The sequence below is a fragment of the Flammeovirga sp. SubArs3 genome, assembly GCF_947387565.1.
Classification (GTDB): domain Bacteria; phylum Bacteroidota; class Bacteroidia; order Cytophagales; family Flammeovirgaceae; genus Flammeovirga; species Flammeovirga agarivorans.
Map to the genome: position 1 here is coordinate 243,795 of NZ_CANDOA010000001.1, position 18,900 is coordinate 262,694.

Here is an 18,900-nt window from a genome sequence, read left to right on the forward strand (position 1 = left end):
CAACTGCGTTTGTGCAACATATTAAACTAACTACAAAATTTATGGATAAAATTATTACTCAAGTATTATGTGCTATGTTATTTATTTCATGTAATACTTCAAAGAATAATAAACATTACATTGAAGAGAAAACTAGCTTTGATATTCTCAAAGATCAAAATATTCTAACACATAAGTGGCTTAGAGAAGAATCTAATCTTTTAATGATTCATGAAACACTAAAAGCTTTTGGTTACCAGAAATTAATTAAAACTTTAGATTTAAATTCCTCACCAATAATTTATAAAGATATCTATCTAAATAAAGATCTAACTTCATTAGTTGATTCTTTAATTTTATCATATGACACAACTGATATAGGAAGTAAATATTATTATGAATTTTGGTATAGACGTAAAATGGAAAATAATGAAGAAGTTATTTTTAAGATCCTTAATGAAATTAAAAAATCAATGGATTTAGAAAAAATGGAAAACTCAATATCTAATGAATTAGTTAATGACACTTTACTTTCATTGTTATCAATAGAATATAATACCAAAACAATATCGGATTCAATAGCTTATATGAATTACAATAAACTAAAAAGTTATGGATTTCATCAATCAGCATATAATCTCTTATTTGAAAGATATGAATATTATGATATTGATTGGAATAAAGATAAATTACAAAGCGAATTAACAGAGAGTGAAATCGAAGAGGTTCCTTTCATTAAAGACAATACAAAATAATATACGTTGCCCAACACTAGCTAAATCTCCATGTATCGGGTAACACACCCTCGCTCGCAGTTTAGCATATACGTTGGGCACAATATAAATAAGACCAGTAACTCTTGATATAGAATCATATTTGGTTGAAAGTGAAAATGGACCTTTCAGAGCAGTTCCATTTTATGAACTCTCAACTGATGAATGGGTAATTTATCAAAACAAACAACTACAGTATCTGATAGATTTCAATCTTCGAAAATTTTCATTTGTCAAACAGATAAAAGAATCAATGAACAAGGGGTTCGGCCTTGAAGAAATAATCTCTAAGTATGGATGTTACCTAGGATTAGATTGGACAACTAAACACAATATTAAAAGTCTGAAAATTGAAAACTCACAACAGACTGAAAAGGTCAAATTGGAGGTTATTGAACCCTTTGGAGATGTTGCTAATGAATTTGTTGTAATTGCTGTAGAAAAGATAGGAAAAATAAAGTATTCTAAACTAGAATAAAATGGCTTAAAACAGCAAGTCTCAGGCAACACACCCTCGCTCTCAGTTTAGCATATACGTTTGTGCAACATTAAACGAAAACAAAAAATGATAGAAAATTTACCAAACTGGATCGATCTAACTTTTATCGTTACTTGCATATTGACAATAATTCTATTTCATTTTTCAAATGGAAAACCAAAAAAGTTAACCCTTCTGATTATTGTTTGGTCAACTATGCAATCCATATTGGCATATATTGGATTTTACCAAATTACAGATTCGATTCCCCCAAGATTTGGATTAGTACTGATTCCAACAACATTTTTGATTATCTATGGATTATTATCTAAACAGCAAAAGTGGATTTTTGAAAAGAGAGAGACGAAAATCAGCACTTTCCTACATTCAATTAGATTGCCTGTTGAAATAGTTCTATTCGGATTATATACACATAAAATGATACCAGGATTAATGACTTTTGAAGGCAGAAATTATGATATCTTAATGGGAATTACTGCTCCGTTAATTGGACTTTTATTCATGAAAAAAATAATAAGTAAAAAGGCTTTAATAGCTTGGAACGTTGTAGGATTAATACTTGTGCTCTTCATTCTTTTTAATGGAATATTATCAGCTGAACTACCATTTCAGCAATTTGGATTTGAACAGCCCAATCGAGGAATAAATTATTTCCCATTTGTCCTCTTACCAGCCACAATAGTTCCAATTGTAATTTGGACACATATTTCAGATATAATTAAACTAAGAAAAGAGATAAAAACGACAACACAACAAGGTGTATAGTGCTTACCCACTTTACACAAAACGTTTGTGCAACATTAAAGAAAAAACAATGAAGTATCTTTACTACCTTTTACTAAGTTTTATTTCAACTAGTCTTTTGGGACAAGTAATCACTGAAGAGTTAGAAAATGAAATTAAGAGACGAGTAGAACTTGAAATTAATCCGAGCATTTCCATTGGAGTTTTATTACCTAATGGAAATACCAAATTTTATGGTTTCGGCTACTTTGAAAACAATAAAAAGCAACCAGATAGCTTAACCCTTTATGAAATTGGCTCCGTAACCAAGACCTTTACAGCAACTCTTACCGAAATTTACCTTAAAGATTCTTTAGACAGTCCATTATCTTCCTTTTATTTAGCAACCAAATATCCAAACTTGGATAGCATTACACCCTCTGAATTAAGAAACCATATTGCTGGAGTCCCTCGGCTATCCAATCAATTCTCCCCTAAAGATTGGTCAGACCCTTTCAATGGCTACTCAAACGATATTTTACAAGTTGAATTACAGAATTTAAACCCTGACACTTCCAATATTTGGAAATATTCTAATCTAGGCTATGGATTACTTGGTAGGACTATTGAAATAGTGACGGGTAAATCTTATGAAAATTTAATGAGTGGTCTCTTAGATGATGTAGGGATGGATAATACATTTCTTTCAGTTCCTACGGAAGAAAATCAGAATATTGCAGAACCTACTAATATTGGCACTGCAAATAGTAATTGGAATTTTACAGGACCGAGCAGGTATGCAGGTGGTTTAGTTAGTAACACTAAAGACCTTTTAAAGTACCTACAATATCAAAAGAAAAACAATTCTTTGTTTAGTTCTGATGACTTACAGAACCTTATTCAAACAGGAGTTCCCAACTTAGGAAAAGACAGACTGTTTTACAAAGACGGATGGTTTGTTTTAAAACCTGACAGCATAACCAGTATTCTTTTGCATAATGGAGGGACGGGAGGATTTATTTCATTTGTAGGCTATAATAGAAATACAGGCACAGGAGTTGTAATCCTTTCCAATTCAGTGAATGTGATTGATGATATTGGAATTAACATCCTTTATCCAGCATTCAAAATAAATCATCCCGAACGCACAATAGCTTACGAATTAGCAGAAGAAATAGACGCGGGAAATATTGGTAGTTTAGTTAGAAAATATCAAAAGCTAAAAAGTGAGAAATATCCAAACAATGTCTTAGATACTTACTGGTTAGAGCGTTTCCATTTTGGGAAGGGTAATTATAATATCAGTACTCAGTTAAGTGACATAATGGTACAAGAATTACCAGATGATTGGGAAGTACACGATATAAAAGGACAAAATCTAGAACAGTTGGGAGACTACAAGAATGCTATTATAGCCTACAAAAAAGCTTTAAAATTGAATCCAGAGATGGAAGTGCTAAACGAAAAAATAAAACGTTGCACAACACTATATAAGAGATAATAGCTTCCTTCATCAACTACTACGCTTATGCTAAACGGTATGCATAGATTTAATAATTAAACTAAAATAACCCAGCTACACATAGTCAAGCTCTTTTTATTTTTTCATATCTCAAAAATAAAAAGAGCTTGAGCTTGCATTTCCCATCGTACAACACACAAATTTCTCTTCATTGCTTCCATTTCGACCTCAAAGCCCAAAATTCGACTTCAAAAACAAATTTCTAAAAAGGAACAGATAGCTCTTCATTTTTGCAAAAGAGTTTAAAAGTATTTTGACTGAAAACAATATAAAAATTGGTTGAAATATCAAAAACAACATAATCCAAGTTCAACAACTTTATAATAGAGAAAATATGAGAAATCTATTTAAATTACTTACAGTACTCCTCTTGTTTTCATGTAGCAAAAATGAAGAACCTCAAGAACAGATTAACCAAGATACTCTTCAAAAACAGGTGAACCAAGATGCTCTTGTCTCAGCTTTTTTTGGGCTTGATAATGCACTACCAAGTATTCTATGTAATCAACTAGGAAGCCAGTTAGATGGCATGCCTGTTAATTTTAAATTTCCAATAGATGCATCCCGTTTATCGGAAACTGATTTTGAAGTGGTAGATAGTCTTGGAAATATACATACCCCTATGTGTGTTTCTTTGGCTCCAGCTAATGAAAATGGAGAAAATCGAACTGTGCTTCTGTTTGGTGAATTTGGTACTGCTGTTACCAACCCACCTGTTGAAGTTAGAGTTGTAGGGGATTTATTTACAACTGACATATTATCTGGAGAATCCGCTTGTTCAGAAATCATAAACCTAAACGGAATCATTACCACGAATGTAATTCCGCTTTCTGATGGACCAAGTTTATTCTTTGCCCAAAGAATTGATGGTAATATCAATGAATGTAATTCAGGAACACAAACGATTCAAGTTGCTTGGAATGGTGGCGTTACACCGTATATAAGTGGTGATTCCGAATCTGACTTGTTTCAATACTATATTGGCTATTCTGACAGTTCTGGAGTTCTAATACCACATGTACCTATTTCAATAGCAGATATAAATGACAATGACAACTTCCACCAACTTTGTTTTTCTACTAGTGATGAAATTGTTAAAATCTCAATGATGGCTTACACAGTTGAAGACCCAAACCATGACCCCAATTTATATAGCGAAATTGATGTTAGTTCTTGCACTCCTTAGGCATGTGTGAAGAGAAATTTTTGTTGAGCATCGGCTTGGCGACGAATACTAAATCATTTATGACTTTTTAGAGCTAAATATTATTGAAGGAAAATGTTCAGGAACTAAAAATATATTTTAAATTGTTGGTTGATAATTACTAAAATTTTAAATGTCAAAAAATAACAGAAATACTTTCATTAGAATTGTTTTGGTATCGTTTTTTGCTATCGTAGTAATGCGATTAGTTAGCTTAGCCATGCCTGAAAACACAGAATATCAATTGCAAATTCCAAAGGAATTATTATTATTTTTTTACTTACTGTTTTTAAATTTAATTATAGAAGGAAGCTTATTTTTTGATAGATATTTGAACAGAAAAAGACCTTGGTATTACAATCCACAAAAAAGGCTTTTCATTCAAATAGGAATTATCATTCTATGGACATTTATATGCATTGCGATACCATTTACGATCCAGTATTTTAACAACGGTCAGTCCTTGATTTATCCCAACGCACCAGTTATCATATTTATATGCTCTGTTATTTTTTCAATTGGTTTTATTAGTATTTCTATAGCTATAAACTTTTTTAAGCAATGGAAAGATTCTCTACTAGATGCAGAACATTACAAACAAGAAAAACTCAAGGCAGATTATCGTGTTTTACAAAATCAGGTAAATCCACACTTCTTGTTTAATAGTTTAAATGTGCTGATTTCAGAAATAAAACATAACCCAACAAATGCAGAAAATTTTACACGAAAACTATCGAAAGTATATCGATATGTTTTGCAAAGTAAAAATCACGATTTAATTTCCTTGAACAAAGAACTTGAATTTATTGATTCTTTTATTTTTCTGCATAAGGTCAGAATAGGAAATGCTTTAGAATATGTAGTAAATATTTCTAATGAAATACAACCAATGCAAATCCCTCCTTTAACCTTACAAATTTTGATTGAAAACGCTCTCAAACACAACATAGCGAATGCAGAAAATGTTCTGAAAATTTCAATCGAAAGCGGTAGTGATAACACTTTAATCGTGAGTAATAACTTACAAATTATTGATACAGTCAATTCAACATACACTGGTTTAGCTAATTTAAGCAAGCGATTTGAACTCATTAAAAAAGATGGTTTTACTTATGGTAAACAAGAGGGGAAATTTGTGGTAACCATTCCTTTAATCGAAGAATAAAATGATAAAAGTAATAATAATAGAAGACGAATTACCAGCACAACGCTTGCTAAAAGAAACATTGCAGGAAATCAATTTTGAAACAAATGTTATTGGGTGCTTGAATAGTATAAAATCTGCCGTGGAGTGGTTTCAAAACAATCCACATCCCCATATTGTTTTGTTGGATATTCAATTATCAGATGGCCTTAGCTTTGAAATTTTTAAGCAGGTAAAAGTTGATAGTGCCATTATTTTTACAACTGCTTACGATGAATATGCCATACAAGCCTTTAAAGTCAATAGCATTGACTACCTGTTAAAACCAGTAGAAAAAGATGAGTTAAGAACTGCCTTTGAAAAATATCATAACTACAATAAGAAATATATTCAGGAACAGAATTCTAATATTGATTTTGCCGAACTTGCTTCTTTAATTAAAGGTGAAAAGACTGAATATCGTAAACGCTTTCTGATACACTCCAATGAATCATTTTTTCATTTGTCTGTTGAAGACATTGCACTCTTTTACAGTATGCGAGGCGTTACTTTTGCTGTTACTTTCGAAAAGAGAGAATACCCAGTTAATTTTTCACTCGAAAATTTAAAAGATCATTTACAGCCTGATAATTTTTTCAAATTAAATCGTCAATTCATAGTGAATATTGATGCTATTAAAAGAGTCCATGCCTATTTTAATGGGAAATTGAAAATTGAAATGCAACCATCTCATTCAGAAGAGATTATTATCGGAAAAGACAAAGCAGCATCTTTTAAACGTTGGTTAGATAGATAATCAAATAGCAGAGAAAATAGTCTTCATGTTGTACGAAATTAAATTTATTTTTATTGTATGTTATTCATTTTCAATTCACCACAGCAAAAGCTCAATTCTGAACTATATGATAAACATTGGAAAACTAAGCAGAACATGAAAATCACTAATCACAATACGGTATATAGCCAATAGGGCAATTTGTACTGAATTCAAATTCTATACATTTAACTAAAGTAAGTACCAGTCTGAAAGATTAGTGCTTTTTACTTACCTACTTGTTGTTTACTAGACTATTAACCTGATTTTATTAAAATAGAAAAAAGCATTTATACTTTCAATTCTTAATCCAAAAATAACAAAAAAATGAAATGATTTTAGTTGACAAACTCAAACTGTTTGTTGCATTAAGACGATCGATTTTACTATATGATATATTATTGTTTAAGTTTTAAACTTATAAGTGCAAAATAAAAATAGACCTCTTTTATTTTTTGATAACTACTTCATAGAAATGTACACTTCATTGTTTAGACTCAGCTCTACTTTTGTTCTATCAATCAACAAAAAACATCTGAACAATGAAAAAGTTATACATCTTACTAAGTTTATTTATCGGTTTAACATTCAATATTTTTGGACAAGAAAATACGAAAGTTATCATTACAAATGTACATTATTGGACTGCCGGAATGGAGCAATCTTCTGGTTCACCTGTAAACGTTATCATAGAAAATAATTTAATAAAAGGTATTACATCTGAACTCAATATTGATTCAACTTTTACTATAATTGATGGTCAAGGACAATACCTAATTCCTGGTCTTATTGATACACATATTCACTTGATGGACTCTGAAGGTCCTGCGGAACTAAAAGAAACAGAATTTTCTTACTTAAGTATTTTAGGAGCTAAAAATACGGATAGAGTTTTAATGAATGGTGTCACTACGGTTAGAGATGCCGCTGGCCCTACCTTTGGATTAAAAAAAGCAATTGATGAAGGAATCGCAACTGGACCTAGAATTTATCCTTCAGGTGCTGCACTTACGCAATCTGGCGGACATGGTGATTTCAGAACTTTATGTAATCACTCTCATATAAAAGGTGGATATGTAGATGAAACAGAAAATATGGGATTGGCTTTTATTGCTGATGGTAAAACGGAAGTATTAAAAGGGGCTCGTGAACAACTTAGAAAAGGGGCTACTCAAGTAAAAGTATTAGTGAGTGGTTCAATTAGTGGAGAGCACGACCCAATTGATGTAGTGGAATTTACCGAAGAAGAAGTACATGAAGCTGTAGTTGCTGCTGAAAATTGGGGTACTTATGTTATGGTACATGCTTATAATGATAAAAGTATTCAAATGTCTCTAAGGGCTGGTGTAAAATCTATTGAACATGCGACTTTAATTTCTGATTCAACAGCCCGATTAATAAAAGAGAAAGGAGCTATTCTTTCTACTCAAACGTATGTATTTAGTTTTGATATGCCTTATTTCACAGATGATCAAAAACAAAAAAGAAAAGAAGCTGAAGAGGGGTTAGATACTTTATTCGCCTTATCTAAAAAATACGATTTATTGGTTACTCACAGTACGGATATCTATGGAGATGTGGAACAATTTAAAAATGCCCCAAAAGAATTCACTTTAAGACAAAAATGGTTTACTAGTGTTGAAATTTTAGAACAAGCCACTATTAATGCGGCAAAAGTTTTAGAGATGTCTGGGAATAGAAATCCTTATAAAGAAGGGAAATTAGGTGTAATAGAAATTGGAGCTTATGCTGATCTTATTATTGTGAACCAAGATCCCACCAAAGATTCAAAAGTACTCTCAAATCCTGATCAAAATATTTCATTGATTATGAAAGATGGGAAAGTGTACAAGAATGAATTAAAAAAATAGATAATTTATATGCTCAACAAGTTCATTGTTGGGCATACTTTTTTTTACTCCATATTATTTAAAACTTCAGTAGGCGAAATCCCATAAACTTTGGAAAACGTTTTTGAAAAGTGTTGTACGCTACTAAATCCAAAATCGAAAGCAACCTCAGTGATTGAATATTTTTTTGTCACAAGTGCTTCATATGCTTTTTGAATTCGAAGGGAGGTATAGTAATTATAAATTGTTTTACCGAAGGTACTTTGAAAGATCTCTTGTAATAAATTTTGGTGTATTCCGTATTCCTCAACGAATGCTTTTACATTGGGTTTCGTTCCTAAATTGGCCTCAATCTGTGTTTTTATATCGAAAATAACCTTAAAGTGATAAGCAGATAATGTATCCGTTTTAGTCGTGACAATATCTATTTCCGATAAATAATGAGTAAATAATAAAAATAATTCTTGGGTTTTAATCCTTAAAAAGAGTTCTTTTCTATAGTCTGAATAAGTAAAAACTTGATGAACTGTTTGTATCCAAGTCGATAATTCTTGAGTTCTGTTGATGAAATAATAATAGTTTTTCTTTTCCTCTAAAAAAGTTCTTACCTCATTATTTTCTATCCACTGCAAACCACTTCTATCATAGAAAAGCTGAATAGGTCGAAAGACATCTCCTTTCTTTAAAGCTACAGATAATGTTATATCATTTGTGGTATTGACTATTCCATGATAATGTATTGGAAGCTTTACATCATTATCTATAAAGTTCATCTCTAATCCTTCATTAAATAAAGAAGTATGATGTGTAAAGAAAGTATTTTCATCAAATGATAATTGAAAAGTAAGGGCCTCACAAATGATATCTATGTGAACATATACTGCCGTTCCACTATCATTAAAACCTTCTAAAAAATAGATACTTCCTTTGGCTACCTCTGAATCTACATTCATGATAGTTTCATTCAGCATTTCTCCTTTAAAAAGGTCTAATAATACTGTTTTGTATTTTTTGAAGTTATCTATTTTCATATTCTTTTATAGGTATCGATTTGAAAAAAAGGAAACAGGTTTGGGACAAACTATTTCGAACAATGTAACTGCTATGGTAAAAGTAACCATAAGTTTAATTATGTAGTTGGTGTTATAAATGATTCGGGAACTATTGATTCCAAGTATGAAAACTCAATACTTGAAAAAATTTGCAATAAATTAAATGCAGGAGAAATAAAATCAAATTTAGCATTTCATTTGACTATGAGAATGGAACATATTTAGAACAAGTCGATGTAGTTATAAATAACAAGTATTTGACAGCTCTTCCAAAAGGATTATTAGAACTTAAGAAGTTGGAATACATCAGTATCCATCCTAATAATTTAAAAACAATTCCATTGGATAATTATCAATTCCCTTAGTTGAAAAAACTCTACATAGGATTTAATAATATTATTGAGCTACCTGACAAAATGGATAAATTAAAAACTTTAGCTGTAAATGGTAATGAGTTGACTGATTTACCTGACACATTATTAACTCTACCCAACTTGAAATATATTTCAGTAAGACTTAATAATTTTTCCGAAGATACCCAATTAGAATTTTACAACAAATACAAACAAAAAGGAATTGAATTAAAATAAAAAAAGTGGTAACACTGTATATGAAATCATAGCACCACCCTTCGGGATGCTACGCTTCAAATACTAACCGTTAAACAGCTCAGATAGTTTTTTTAATAGTGCTATCTATGAGGTATAACCTACTCCCTCCTATTCAGGAGGTTCCTGTCAAAGATATCAACACAACATATAATCAGATAATTGCACTTTTTATATCATCATTTCATACCCCTCTCATACCTTTTTCCTACCCTTATACTACCCATTTTTTTGAGTGTACAAATTAGATTTACCCTTAAATAAATTTTAAACATTAAATTTACCGGTATGGAAAAAAGCATCTTTTTATTCTTCATTTTACTTTTGACTAACACTTTTGTGTTTTGTCAAGAGGATAAAGATTCCTTGGCAGACAACTATATCTATCCTCCTAATTCTTACAATAACTTTGATGGACTTACACCTAAAGAAAGTTGGGATATTCATAAAGCAGCTTACATCAAACAGTTAAAAGCAAAAGGTGTTACAGGTAAAGAATACAAAAAAAGTCTGAATGAGTATGAAAAACAAAAGGCAGATTTTTTAACCAGAGTAGAAGAACAAAATAGAATTGCCGAAGTTCAGAGAAAAAAGAATGAAGAACAAAGGGCTCAAAATGAGGTCCAAAGAGAAAAGAACGAAAAGCAAAGGGCAAAGAATGAAATTCAGAGAGAGAAAAATGAAGAGCTAAGAAAGAAATACCAAAAGTGGATAGATAACACTAAAGAAATTCTAAGTAAAAATATAACAATCTCTAGTCAAATAGATAATAGTAAACCAATATCATTTACAGTTACATCTAATAAAACACTGTATTTAGGTATCAGAGCCCACGTAAAATCTGGGACTACTTTAATTGAAATTTTCAACCCAAAGGGAATTAAAGAAGGTGAACTGTCTTTAAAATCACAATTGGGTTCAAATAATAGAGAATCAGAATATACTTCAGGAGCCTTTGATAAAACGATCTCAACTACAGAAGTTGGTGAATGGCAAATAAAAATCTCATCCCAAAAATCGAATGGTAATGTTGCCATGTCAGTTCGTCAATCTATTAAATCTGTGATGAATGAATAAAGTAATAAAAAATATAATTGCTATTCTCTTTATCATCTTGTCTTTTAAAAGCAATGGATTTTCAGATACTATTGGTCAAATTTCTGGCAAATTGATATTAGATGACACTTGGGATAGAAAAGTATATGTGTCTTATCTCAGAACATTTGAAAAAGAAAATGCTGTTTCGAATGATATAATAATTACAAGTGCTACAATTGATAGTCTCGGTAATTTTAAGATTGATTTAGATAAGATACCAACTCAATGGTCCTTTTTTCGATTACATATCGTTAAAAAAGGAGTTTCTCCCAACTCGCTTGTTATTGGTAGTATAGACGAAAACTTTTTACTCTTAATCGCTAAACGTGATTCTGAAATAAAAGTGTTCAATAAAGGAGGCAAACCAATATTCGGAGAGACAAACATTGAAGGAGCTAATTACATGAAGACATTTGACTACATTAAGAAACTATCTAATTACCCCAATTCAATTGACTATGACCAATCAATAATTGAAAAGGAATTTATTAAAGAGGTAGTCTCGGAAAAGCTAAAAGTAGTTGCAGATAGTTGCAAGCATCCATTGATTTCTCTTTATGCCATCTATCAAACTGATTTTCAAAAAGACTATTTAGTTAACCCTATATTCTACAAGGACTATTTGTCAAAATGGGAAAATGAGAACAATTCATATTTTAATTCTTTTCGACAAAAATTTCCTAATAATGAGTATGGTTATACTATAGGTAGTAAAAAGCATCTTATCTTTTTAGTCAGTGCTGTTTGTTTTCTGTTGGTAGGCGGATTAATATATTCTAAACGTAAAAATCATAATATTAAACAGCTAAGTATTCAAGAACGTAAAATATTTGATCTATTAAGAAATGGACTGAGCAATAAAGAAATATCAGCTGAATGTAATATTGAATTAACTACCGTAAAGTCACACATAAGCAGTATTTATTCCAAACTAAAAATAAAATCTCGAAAAGAAGCGATGGATTTTAAAGTCTAAATCGATAAATAACAAAGATAAGATTAACCTTACAAAAAAGGTAAGCAAGAACGTAAAGGAAACTCTAGTGAAATAAAAGAGATCAATACGATATAATTTGGATAGAAAGCCTATTGACCCCACCTAATACCTTTATTTAATAAGGCCACTTACTCTACAACTCGTAATATTAAGCCGATAGGCATCACTACGAACTGAAACCTCATATTTGATTTCTGTTACACATCCACACCTTTCTCAAAATGAGATATGGTCACTTGATCGTAATACTAGTAGCTTGTTCAGATGGCATTTGAGAAAAAGTAGTACTCCGACATGATCTGATTTTGAACCGAATTGACCTTCTAATAAACGATTCCAGTTATTCTATAACCCATATTTGAGGAGAAATGAAATCTTAGGTCTCATACCCAATGAGATGAATTATTAATGAAATTTTTATGGATACTACTATTACAACTTTTCGTACTCTTCAACATACGATCTTCACTCTTTTACTATTTATGGCCTCTGTTAGAACAGAAGCAGCAGTATTGGCTACAGCAATAGATATCACTGCCAACGAGCCTAATGTAGACTATTATCTCTTCGGTAGAGATCAAAATGGCGATACTCTAGACGACTCAGACTTCATTAGTGAAGGTACTCATACTGATCGATTTGCTGGAAAGTTTTCCAATGCCGACGTCTCAGATTGGATTACACTTCAAAACAACTCGGGTACTTTCTTATTCAATGGCAGTAATGGTGTAAATAAACAATCTTGGATGGGTGCTACCTTAAATTTTGATATACAGTTGGATCAGAGTTACAATAACACCTATGTACCCAAAATCATCATCATTTGTATGAATAACGGTGTTGAGAAAAAATATACCATCGATATTAGTGATCAGGTGGATTTGAATCTGAACACCTGGCAAAATGTGGTAATCAGTTTTACTCAGGAAAAAGAAACCACTCCTACTACCAATAGTGAAGGCGTGATTACAGGAGGAGAATACCAAAATACATTTGCAAACAACATAGCACAGAATGCCCAGCGCTTTAAAGCGATTAGATTTACCACTTATTATGCAGGCTCTGTTACTCAGGCAAAATTTAAGCTTAGGGACATGCATGTAAAGGGTACATTTGAGTGGGAAACGCAAAACACTTCTTTTGTGCATAAAAATGAGAACAACAAGAATGCTACGATGGTTTATCGTTATTCTAAAAAAGCAAGATGGACTGACACCGAGAAAATCCCCGCGTTTATTTTCCTACATGGTAATGGTGGAGGAGACAACGCGTTAGGAAGTGATGCACAATGGTCTTTGTACGAGCGTCCTATTGCAGCAACTAGGCATTCGTCATATATATTTGAGCCTAAAAGTGGTAATAGTGGTGGTAGTTTATCAGACCATCAGATCAATGAATTTTTAGATCATATTATTTCCAATTACAATGTAGATCCTGATCGAATTTATTTAGGAGGTTTCAGTGCCGGTGGCATAGTAACTTCTCGTTTCTTAACCACTGATGGAGCAAATCGATTAGCTGCAGCCTATTTTATCAACGGGGCCATGTTACAATCATTGAAGAACTACCAAAAAATGGATTGGAGTCGAGTGACTAATTTATCCACTTGGATTATTAATAACTTAGATGACCCAACAGTACCACATAATAAGACTAGCAATAGAGAAGGTTCTACATCTCGTCTTAACAATGTACTAGTGGCCAATGGTGCTAACAATGTACTAAGACTTCATGAATCGGGTGCACATTCTATTAAAATTCCAAGAAACTTCTCACCTAGCTTTTTGGAGTTTATTTATTCAGCTAGAAGAGGTGGTACTCCTGTCAACACAGCTCCATCAATATCCGACGCTACATTTAACATTGATGAGAATTCGGCAATTTCTTCAGTTGTTGGGACAGTTTCAGCTTCAGATCCCGAAGAAGATGATCTTACCTTTTCAATAGTATCAGGCAATAGTCTAATTGCATTCCAAATCAATTCAAACACAGGTGAAATTTCTGTAAATGATAACTCTATTCTTGATTTTGAAACCAATCCATCTTTCCAACTTACCATTCAAGTAAGTGATGGCATGCTTTCAAATAAGGCTTCTATTACTATCAATTTGAATGATATTGATGAGAACACTCCCCCATCAATATCCGACGCTACATTTAGTATTAATGAAAATTCAGGTGTCTCGACTGTTGTTGGGACAGTTTCAGCTTCAGATCCTGAAGAAGATGACCTTACCTTTTCAATAGTATCAGGAAATAGTCTAGGTGCATTCCAAATCAATTCAAACACAGGTGAAATTTCTGTAAATGATAACTCTATGCTTGATTTTGAAACCAATCCATCTTTCCAACTTACCATTCAAGTAAGTGATGGTAAGTTTTCAAATGAGGCTACTATTACTATCAATTTGAATGATATTGATGAGAACACTCCCCCGTCAATATCCGACACTACATTTACTATTGATGAAAATTCAGATGTCTCGACAGTTGTTTGTACTGTTTCCACTTTTGACAATGAAGGTGATGACCTTACCTTTTCTATTGTTTCAGGAAATGACCTAGGAGCTTTCAAAATTGATTCAAACACAGGTGAAATTTCTGTAAATGATAACTCTATTCTTGATTTTGAAACCAATCCATCTTTCCAACTTACCATTCAAGTTAATGATGGGGAGTTTTCTGATAAAGCTACTATAACTATCCACTTGAATGATGTGGACGACACTAATATCGTATTAGGATTATATGATGATATCGGTAACGTTATATCAGTATATCCAAACCCCACTTATGACTTTGTTAATATAGATTGGAGTGATTTCGAATATGCAGTGGTTTATAACCTTCAAGGCAAGGAAATTATTACGTCTCAACTAAGAACACTTGATTTACGAAGTTTGAATCCAGATGTCTATTTAGTCTCTGTATTTGGAAAGAATAGCGAGCGTATTAGCCTTAGAGTTCTTAAAAAATAATTACTATCTAGTTAGATTTCAAACTTAACAACAAATACTCCACTGTTCGTAGTGTTAAGCAGAAAAGCGATACTACGAACAGTGTTGTTTACTAAGTCATCCACTTAAACATTCTGAAATGTTTTGAGAAACATATTAGTCTTAATAATAGTTGAACACCAATTTAAAATGAAAGTGCTAACTACCTAATCATTTCATTTACTGTACTAATTACCATCTTGTTTTGTGATACAATAATCTATATCTTTAAATCATCTTTCAACAATCTAAATAACAGCAAACTAAAAACAATAAAGCAAGCTCACCTGTATAAATAGAAGTTGAAAGGAATAATTAATAAATGCAATATTGTTACAACCTTCCCTTATGTTGATTAACATAATTGTGTGTACATAATATTTAACCTCATCACCAAAAAAATGAAAACTTTCCATCTAATCTTATTACTAATCATTCCTTTTTACTGTTTCTCCCAAAATCAAGTAACAGATCTTACTTTCGGTAAGAAAATTGTGATGAAGTCTGAACTTCTATCAGATTCGGTAGAATGTTGGGTTCGTATACCAGAACGATTAAATCAAGCAAAAAAAGATTCCGTCTCCTTACTAGTGTTGCTGGACGGAGATGAATATTTTAAAATAGCATCTGACGTTGCAGAACTTTATGAATGGTCAGATAAAATGCCTTTAACTGTGATAGTTGGATTACCCAGTACAGTAAAAAGCCGATATAAATATTATACACCTACAAACGTAAAGAACTTGAGCAGTAAGGAGGATAGTATTTTATACTCATCAACAGGTAACTTTAGTCTTTTTGAGTCCTCATTATCCAAAGAAATAATCCCTCAATTGGAAAATTATCTTCAAGTTAAGTTTACCGAAAAAACATTATTTGGTCACTCTAATGGAGGATTGGGAGCCATGTCATTCTATATTTCAGAAGATCAAATCTTTGATAAATATATAGTAGCAAGCCCAGCAATTCTTTGGGATAATTATTTCATCCAAAAAAACATCTCGTCTAAACTGAGAAATGAAGCTATCTATTTAACGCTAAGTAATAATGGATGGGACTATTCAATAGAATCATACGACACCCTAATTGGAATTTTAGAGAAGACAAATAAACACTTTAAGTTTAAATTGAATGAAGAAGAAAGTCATTCGACTAACGGCTTACGTACTTTGTTGGATGGTTTAATTTATGTCAATAATAAAAACAAAAAAATACAGTAATTAATAGCAGCTATTACTCACAATAAGCATTATGCAATAGGTAATAGTCAAGATCTTTTGGTCTCCAAAAAATTTGGTGGAACAATGAGATCATTAAAGGGCTTCAAGGAAATACCTTGAGGCCTTTTTTACAGTTAGACCATCCAACGGTAGATGATCAGGTCGTTTTTATCACAAAAATTAATATTGTGTTATCCAAAATACTGTTTTGTGTTCTTCTCTATCGCTTATCTCTTTTAAATTGAAACGTATTTCTTCACTATTTTAAGTAGTATACCGATGGGCTTTACTCTAGTTCTATATCTTGTTCTAAGTTGAAGACTCAAACAGTCTAATAATTCTCAGTGAGACTACACTCAATGATCATTATCTAGCTATTATTCTCCATTAATTATAAAATTGATCTTATGAAAACAAAGTTTTTAAAAATAGATACACCCTGCAAAGAAAATTGGGACAATATGAGTCTGAATGAAAAGGGACGCTTTTGTGAAATATGTTCAAAAACACTAATTGACTTCACACAAAAAACTGACTCACAAATCATTAAAGAAATCAATAATAATGAGAATTTATGTGTTAGATTAACAAGTGAGCAAGAGAAAATACCGTTTGTAGAAATTAAAAAAAATAATGAAAATAAATTACCTTATTCGAATGTAGCAGTAGGGTTAATGATCGTCACATCATTATCCTTCAATCAAACTTCAGAGGCCACAAACGTACCATTACAAGCTGACCTCGAACAAACCTCGAACAATGATCTAGGCGCTGATAAAAGCATCAATACTACTACATTTAAAAGGTCTACTTTATTTAGTGGTCAAATTACTTCAGAAAATGGCGAAGTGGTAGAAAATGCAAAGGTCACATTTATCACAATCAATCAGATATTTTCAACTTACACTCTAAAGGATGGTACTTTTTCAATTAAAATTCCAAAGGAGTTAATCGATGACGAAAATGTTATCAGAGTTTCTTATGATCAAATAAAATATCATAAAACAGATAATAAAAAATTTGTTGGTTATGAGACCATTGACTACGTATTAACAAAACAAGAAATATCTTCAGAATACAATATTAAAGCGACGCACATTAGGCATATAATCGGCAAAGTTCGTGTAATGAAAGATGATGAAACTCCTGTAGTATTAAGCGATGGAAAAGAAATGAACTACAATGAATTTATAGATGCTAAATTTGCAAGGAATAACACTACTATAAATTTAGAAAACAAGGTGATTTACTTCTTTAAATCTGAATCTGCCGTTGCTTTATATGGAGAAAAGGCAAAATATGGATTATATATTATAATGAATAAAGAATAGAAAGGAGATCACTTTTCTATTAAAAAACATCTGAGTATTAATTCTTAAACTAACTTGACATAATTTCTTTATTAACAGAATCGATAATAGGATAATTATTTTGGAGGATACTTTTTTTATGCCCTATTTTGGAATTATTCATCTGAAATAGGTTAAAATTTATTTCAGATGAAATCATTGCTCTTGAAATGATAACCATGTGATGACTATCCAAATATCTAACTATACACAATAATTCTCTTAAGCGGTATGTAATAGTAGAATATAATCAACTGAAAGAGCTCCGTATATTATATTTAAAACACTCCTAAAATTTATAGTCGATTTTAAACTAATGAAACATTGTATCTTCTTATTCATTCTTCTTCCAATATGTAGTTTTGGACAAATACTAGATGGAGAATATTTATCAACATTAATAGTCGAGTCAGAAAAAAAACCAAGTGGTACTTTAAATTCAATGAGACATCAATTAATATCACTTAAGTTTAATAAAGACGAAAAAAGTGTGGTCTTTAAGAATCTAAAATACGACAAAAGTACTCCATCAAATTATACTCAAACTGGTAATCAAATTACATTTATAGACCACTATAAAGGGAGTTATATAGTTGAAGAATCAGATGGATTGATAATTTTAACTCATAACATTAATGATAGCACATCTACTTCGATGTACTTAATTGAGCTCCCTCCAAAAAAATCAAATTTAAATAATAGAAATTCTTTATATACAGGGACATTAAAAATTAATCACGAAAAAACGCTAATCAAGACTACTGGGTTAGGCTTAGTATTCACCTCTAATATTCTTGGTAATCGGGAATATAAAACTAATAAAGTGAATTGTAGTGGTTATGCAATATTCTACTTAAAAAATTCACTCAGGAACCCTATGCCTGTCTTTATTGTAAAAAATGGTACTGATTCTAAAATGAGTGGAACTTTGTTAGTTTATGATTTTTATAATGAATCAGATGTAATATTACAGAAGTATAAATTTCAAATAAAAAAATGACTATAATTGAGGATAAGTTAATGGGATAACATCTCATATTACAACAAACTCAATTGAAACTAACACAGAAGA

Annotated in this window: 16 protein-coding genes; 15 read left to right on the forward strand and 1 reads right to left on the reverse strand. The window is 31.4% G+C overall.

The genetic code is table 11. The annotated features are described in order from the left end of the window. Positions 1-41: 41 nt before the first annotated feature. The 8 genes from QL232_RS01010 (at position 42) to QL232_RS01045 (ending at position 8,529) form a co-directional block, all read left to right on the forward strand. On the forward strand, positions 42-734 hold the full coding sequence (locus QL232_RS01010) for a hypothetical protein (protein ID WP_281612669.1): 693 nt from the start codon (positions 42-44) through the stop codon (positions 732-734). Positions 735-1,005: 271 nt separating this feature from the next. Next, positions 1,006-1,230 carry a hypothetical protein gene (locus tag QL232_RS01015; RefSeq protein WP_281612670.1) on the forward strand — a complete coding sequence of 75 codons (225 nt, stop codon included), beginning with the start codon at positions 1,006-1,008 and terminating at the stop codon, positions 1,228-1,230. An 87-nt stretch (positions 1,231-1,317) separates the two neighbouring features. Then, a complete protein-coding gene (locus tag QL232_RS01020) occupies positions 1,318-2,016 on the forward strand; it encodes a hypothetical protein (protein WP_281612671.1) in 699 nt (232 codons plus the stop codon). 49 nt (positions 2,017-2,065) lie between these two features. After that, positions 2,066-3,475 (forward strand): serine hydrolase, encoded by a 1,410-nt coding sequence (locus QL232_RS01025; protein ID WP_281612672.1) that lies wholly within the window; start codon positions 2,066-2,068, stop codon positions 3,473-3,475. Positions 3,476-3,830: 355 nt separating this feature from the next. Then, positions 3,831-4,682 carry a hypothetical protein gene (locus tag QL232_RS01030; protein ID WP_281612673.1) on the forward strand — a complete coding sequence of 284 codons (852 nt, stop codon included), beginning with the start codon at positions 3,831-3,833 and terminating at the stop codon, positions 4,680-4,682. A 151-nt stretch (positions 4,683-4,833) separates the two neighbouring features. Next, complete coding sequence (locus QL232_RS01035) at positions 4,834-5,865, forward strand: histidine kinase (RefSeq protein WP_281612674.1); 1,032 nt, start codon at positions 4,834-4,836, stop codon at positions 5,863-5,865. 1 nt (position 5,866) lies between these two features. Next, on the forward strand, positions 5,867-6,640 hold the full coding sequence (locus QL232_RS01040) for a LytTR family DNA-binding domain-containing protein (protein ID WP_281612675.1): 774 nt from the start codon (positions 5,867-5,869) through the stop codon (positions 6,638-6,640). A gap of 560 nt (positions 6,641-7,200) precedes the next feature. After that, positions 7,201-8,529 (forward strand): amidohydrolase family protein, encoded by a 1,329-nt coding sequence (locus QL232_RS01045; RefSeq protein ID WP_281612676.1) that lies wholly within the window; start codon positions 7,201-7,203, stop codon positions 8,527-8,529. Positions 8,530-8,573: 44 nt separating this feature from the next. On the opposite strand, the gene QL232_RS01050 is transcribed toward QL232_RS01045, so the two are convergent. Beyond that, positions 8,574-9,539 carry an AraC family transcriptional regulator gene (locus QL232_RS01050; RefSeq protein ID WP_281612677.1) on the reverse strand — a complete coding sequence of 322 codons (966 nt, stop codon included), beginning with the start codon at positions 9,537-9,539 and terminating at the stop codon, positions 8,574-8,576. A 386-nt stretch (positions 9,540-9,925) separates the two neighbouring features. On the opposite strand from QL232_RS01050, the gene QL232_RS01055 reads away from it, so the two are divergent. From QL232_RS01055 to QL232_RS01085, 7 genes are all read left to right on the forward strand, one after another. Next, positions 9,926-10,150: a hypothetical protein gene (locus QL232_RS01055; RefSeq protein WP_281612678.1), complete on the forward strand. Its 225-nt coding sequence runs from the start codon at positions 9,926-9,928 to the stop codon at positions 10,148-10,150. Positions 10,151-10,456: 306 nt separating this feature from the next. Then, positions 10,457-11,245: a hypothetical protein gene (locus QL232_RS01060; protein ID WP_281612679.1), complete on the forward strand. Its 789-nt coding sequence runs from the start codon at positions 10,457-10,459 to the stop codon at positions 11,243-11,245. Continuing rightward, entirely contained in the window at positions 11,238-12,242 is a 1,005-nt protein-coding gene (locus QL232_RS01065; RefSeq protein WP_281612680.1) for a helix-turn-helix transcriptional regulator, read from the forward strand. The genes QL232_RS01060 and QL232_RS01065 overlap by 8 nt, the downstream gene beginning before the upstream one ends. A 440-nt stretch (positions 12,243-12,682) precedes the next feature. Further along, entirely contained in the window at positions 12,683-15,241 is a 2,559-nt protein-coding gene (locus tag QL232_RS01070; RefSeq protein ID WP_281612681.1) for a cadherin domain-containing protein, read from the forward strand. 419 nt (positions 15,242-15,660) lie between these two features. Continuing rightward, a complete protein-coding gene (locus tag QL232_RS01075) occupies positions 15,661-16,479 on the forward strand; it encodes an alpha/beta hydrolase-fold protein (RefSeq protein ID WP_281612682.1) in 819 nt (272 codons plus the stop codon). Between the two features lie 407 nt (positions 16,480-16,886). Continuing rightward, a complete protein-coding gene (locus QL232_RS01080) occupies positions 16,887-17,810 on the forward strand; it encodes a carboxypeptidase-like regulatory domain-containing protein (RefSeq protein ID WP_281612683.1) in 924 nt (307 codons plus the stop codon). A gap of 334 nt (positions 17,811-18,144) precedes the next feature. Then, positions 18,145-18,828, forward strand: coding sequence for a hypothetical protein (locus QL232_RS01085; protein WP_281612684.1), 684 nt, complete (start codon positions 18,145-18,147; stop codon positions 18,826-18,828). The last annotated feature ends 72 nt before the right edge of the window (positions 18,829-18,900 follow it).

What these genes read in the sequence shown, in the direction of transcription:
- QL232_RS01080 (WP_281612683.1), top strand. Translation starts at nt 16,887, where the DNA reads ATGAAAACAAAGTTTTTAAAAATAGATACACCCTGCAAAGAAAATTGG.
- QL232_RS01040 (WP_281612675.1), top strand. Translation starts at nt 5,867, where the DNA reads ATGATAAAAGTAATAATAATAGAAGACGAATTACCAGCACAACGCTTG.
- QL232_RS01035 (WP_281612674.1), top strand. Translation starts at nt 4,834, where the DNA reads ATGTCAAAAAATAACAGAAATACTTTCATTAGAATTGTTTTGGTATCG.
- QL232_RS01050 (WP_281612677.1), bottom strand. Translation starts at nt 9,539, where the DNA reads ATGAAAATAGATAACTTCAAAAAATACAAAACAGTATTATTAGACCTT.
- QL232_RS01065 (WP_281612680.1), top strand. Translation starts at nt 11,238, where the DNA reads ATGAATAAAGTAATAAAAAATATAATTGCTATTCTCTTTATCATCTTG.
- QL232_RS01010 (WP_281612669.1), top strand. Translation starts at nt 42, where the DNA reads ATGGATAAAATTATTACTCAAGTATTATGTGCTATGTTATTTATTTCA.
- QL232_RS01015 (WP_281612670.1), top strand. Translation starts at nt 1,006, where the DNA reads ATGAACAAGGGGTTCGGCCTTGAAGAAATAATCTCTAAGTATGGATGT.
- QL232_RS01020 (WP_281612671.1), top strand. Translation starts at nt 1,318, where the DNA reads ATGATAGAAAATTTACCAAACTGGATCGATCTAACTTTTATCGTTACT.
- QL232_RS01075 (WP_281612682.1), top strand. Translation starts at nt 15,661, where the DNA reads ATGAAAACTTTCCATCTAATCTTATTACTAATCATTCCTTTTTACTGT.
- QL232_RS01025 (WP_281612672.1), top strand. Translation starts at nt 2,066, where the DNA reads ATGAAGTATCTTTACTACCTTTTACTAAGTTTTATTTCAACTAGTCTT.
- QL232_RS01030 (WP_281612673.1), top strand. Translation starts at nt 3,831, where the DNA reads ATGAGAAATCTATTTAAATTACTTACAGTACTCCTCTTGTTTTCATGT.
- QL232_RS01045 (WP_281612676.1), top strand. Translation starts at nt 7,201, where the DNA reads ATGAAAAAGTTATACATCTTACTAAGTTTATTTATCGGTTTAACATTC.
- QL232_RS01085 (WP_281612684.1), top strand. Translation starts at nt 18,145, where the DNA reads ATGAAACATTGTATCTTCTTATTCATTCTTCTTCCAATATGTAGTTTT.
- QL232_RS01060 (WP_281612679.1), top strand. Translation starts at nt 10,457, where the DNA reads ATGGAAAAAAGCATCTTTTTATTCTTCATTTTACTTTTGACTAACACT.
- QL232_RS01070 (WP_281612681.1), top strand. Translation starts at nt 12,683, where the DNA reads ATGGATACTACTATTACAACTTTTCGTACTCTTCAACATACGATCTTC.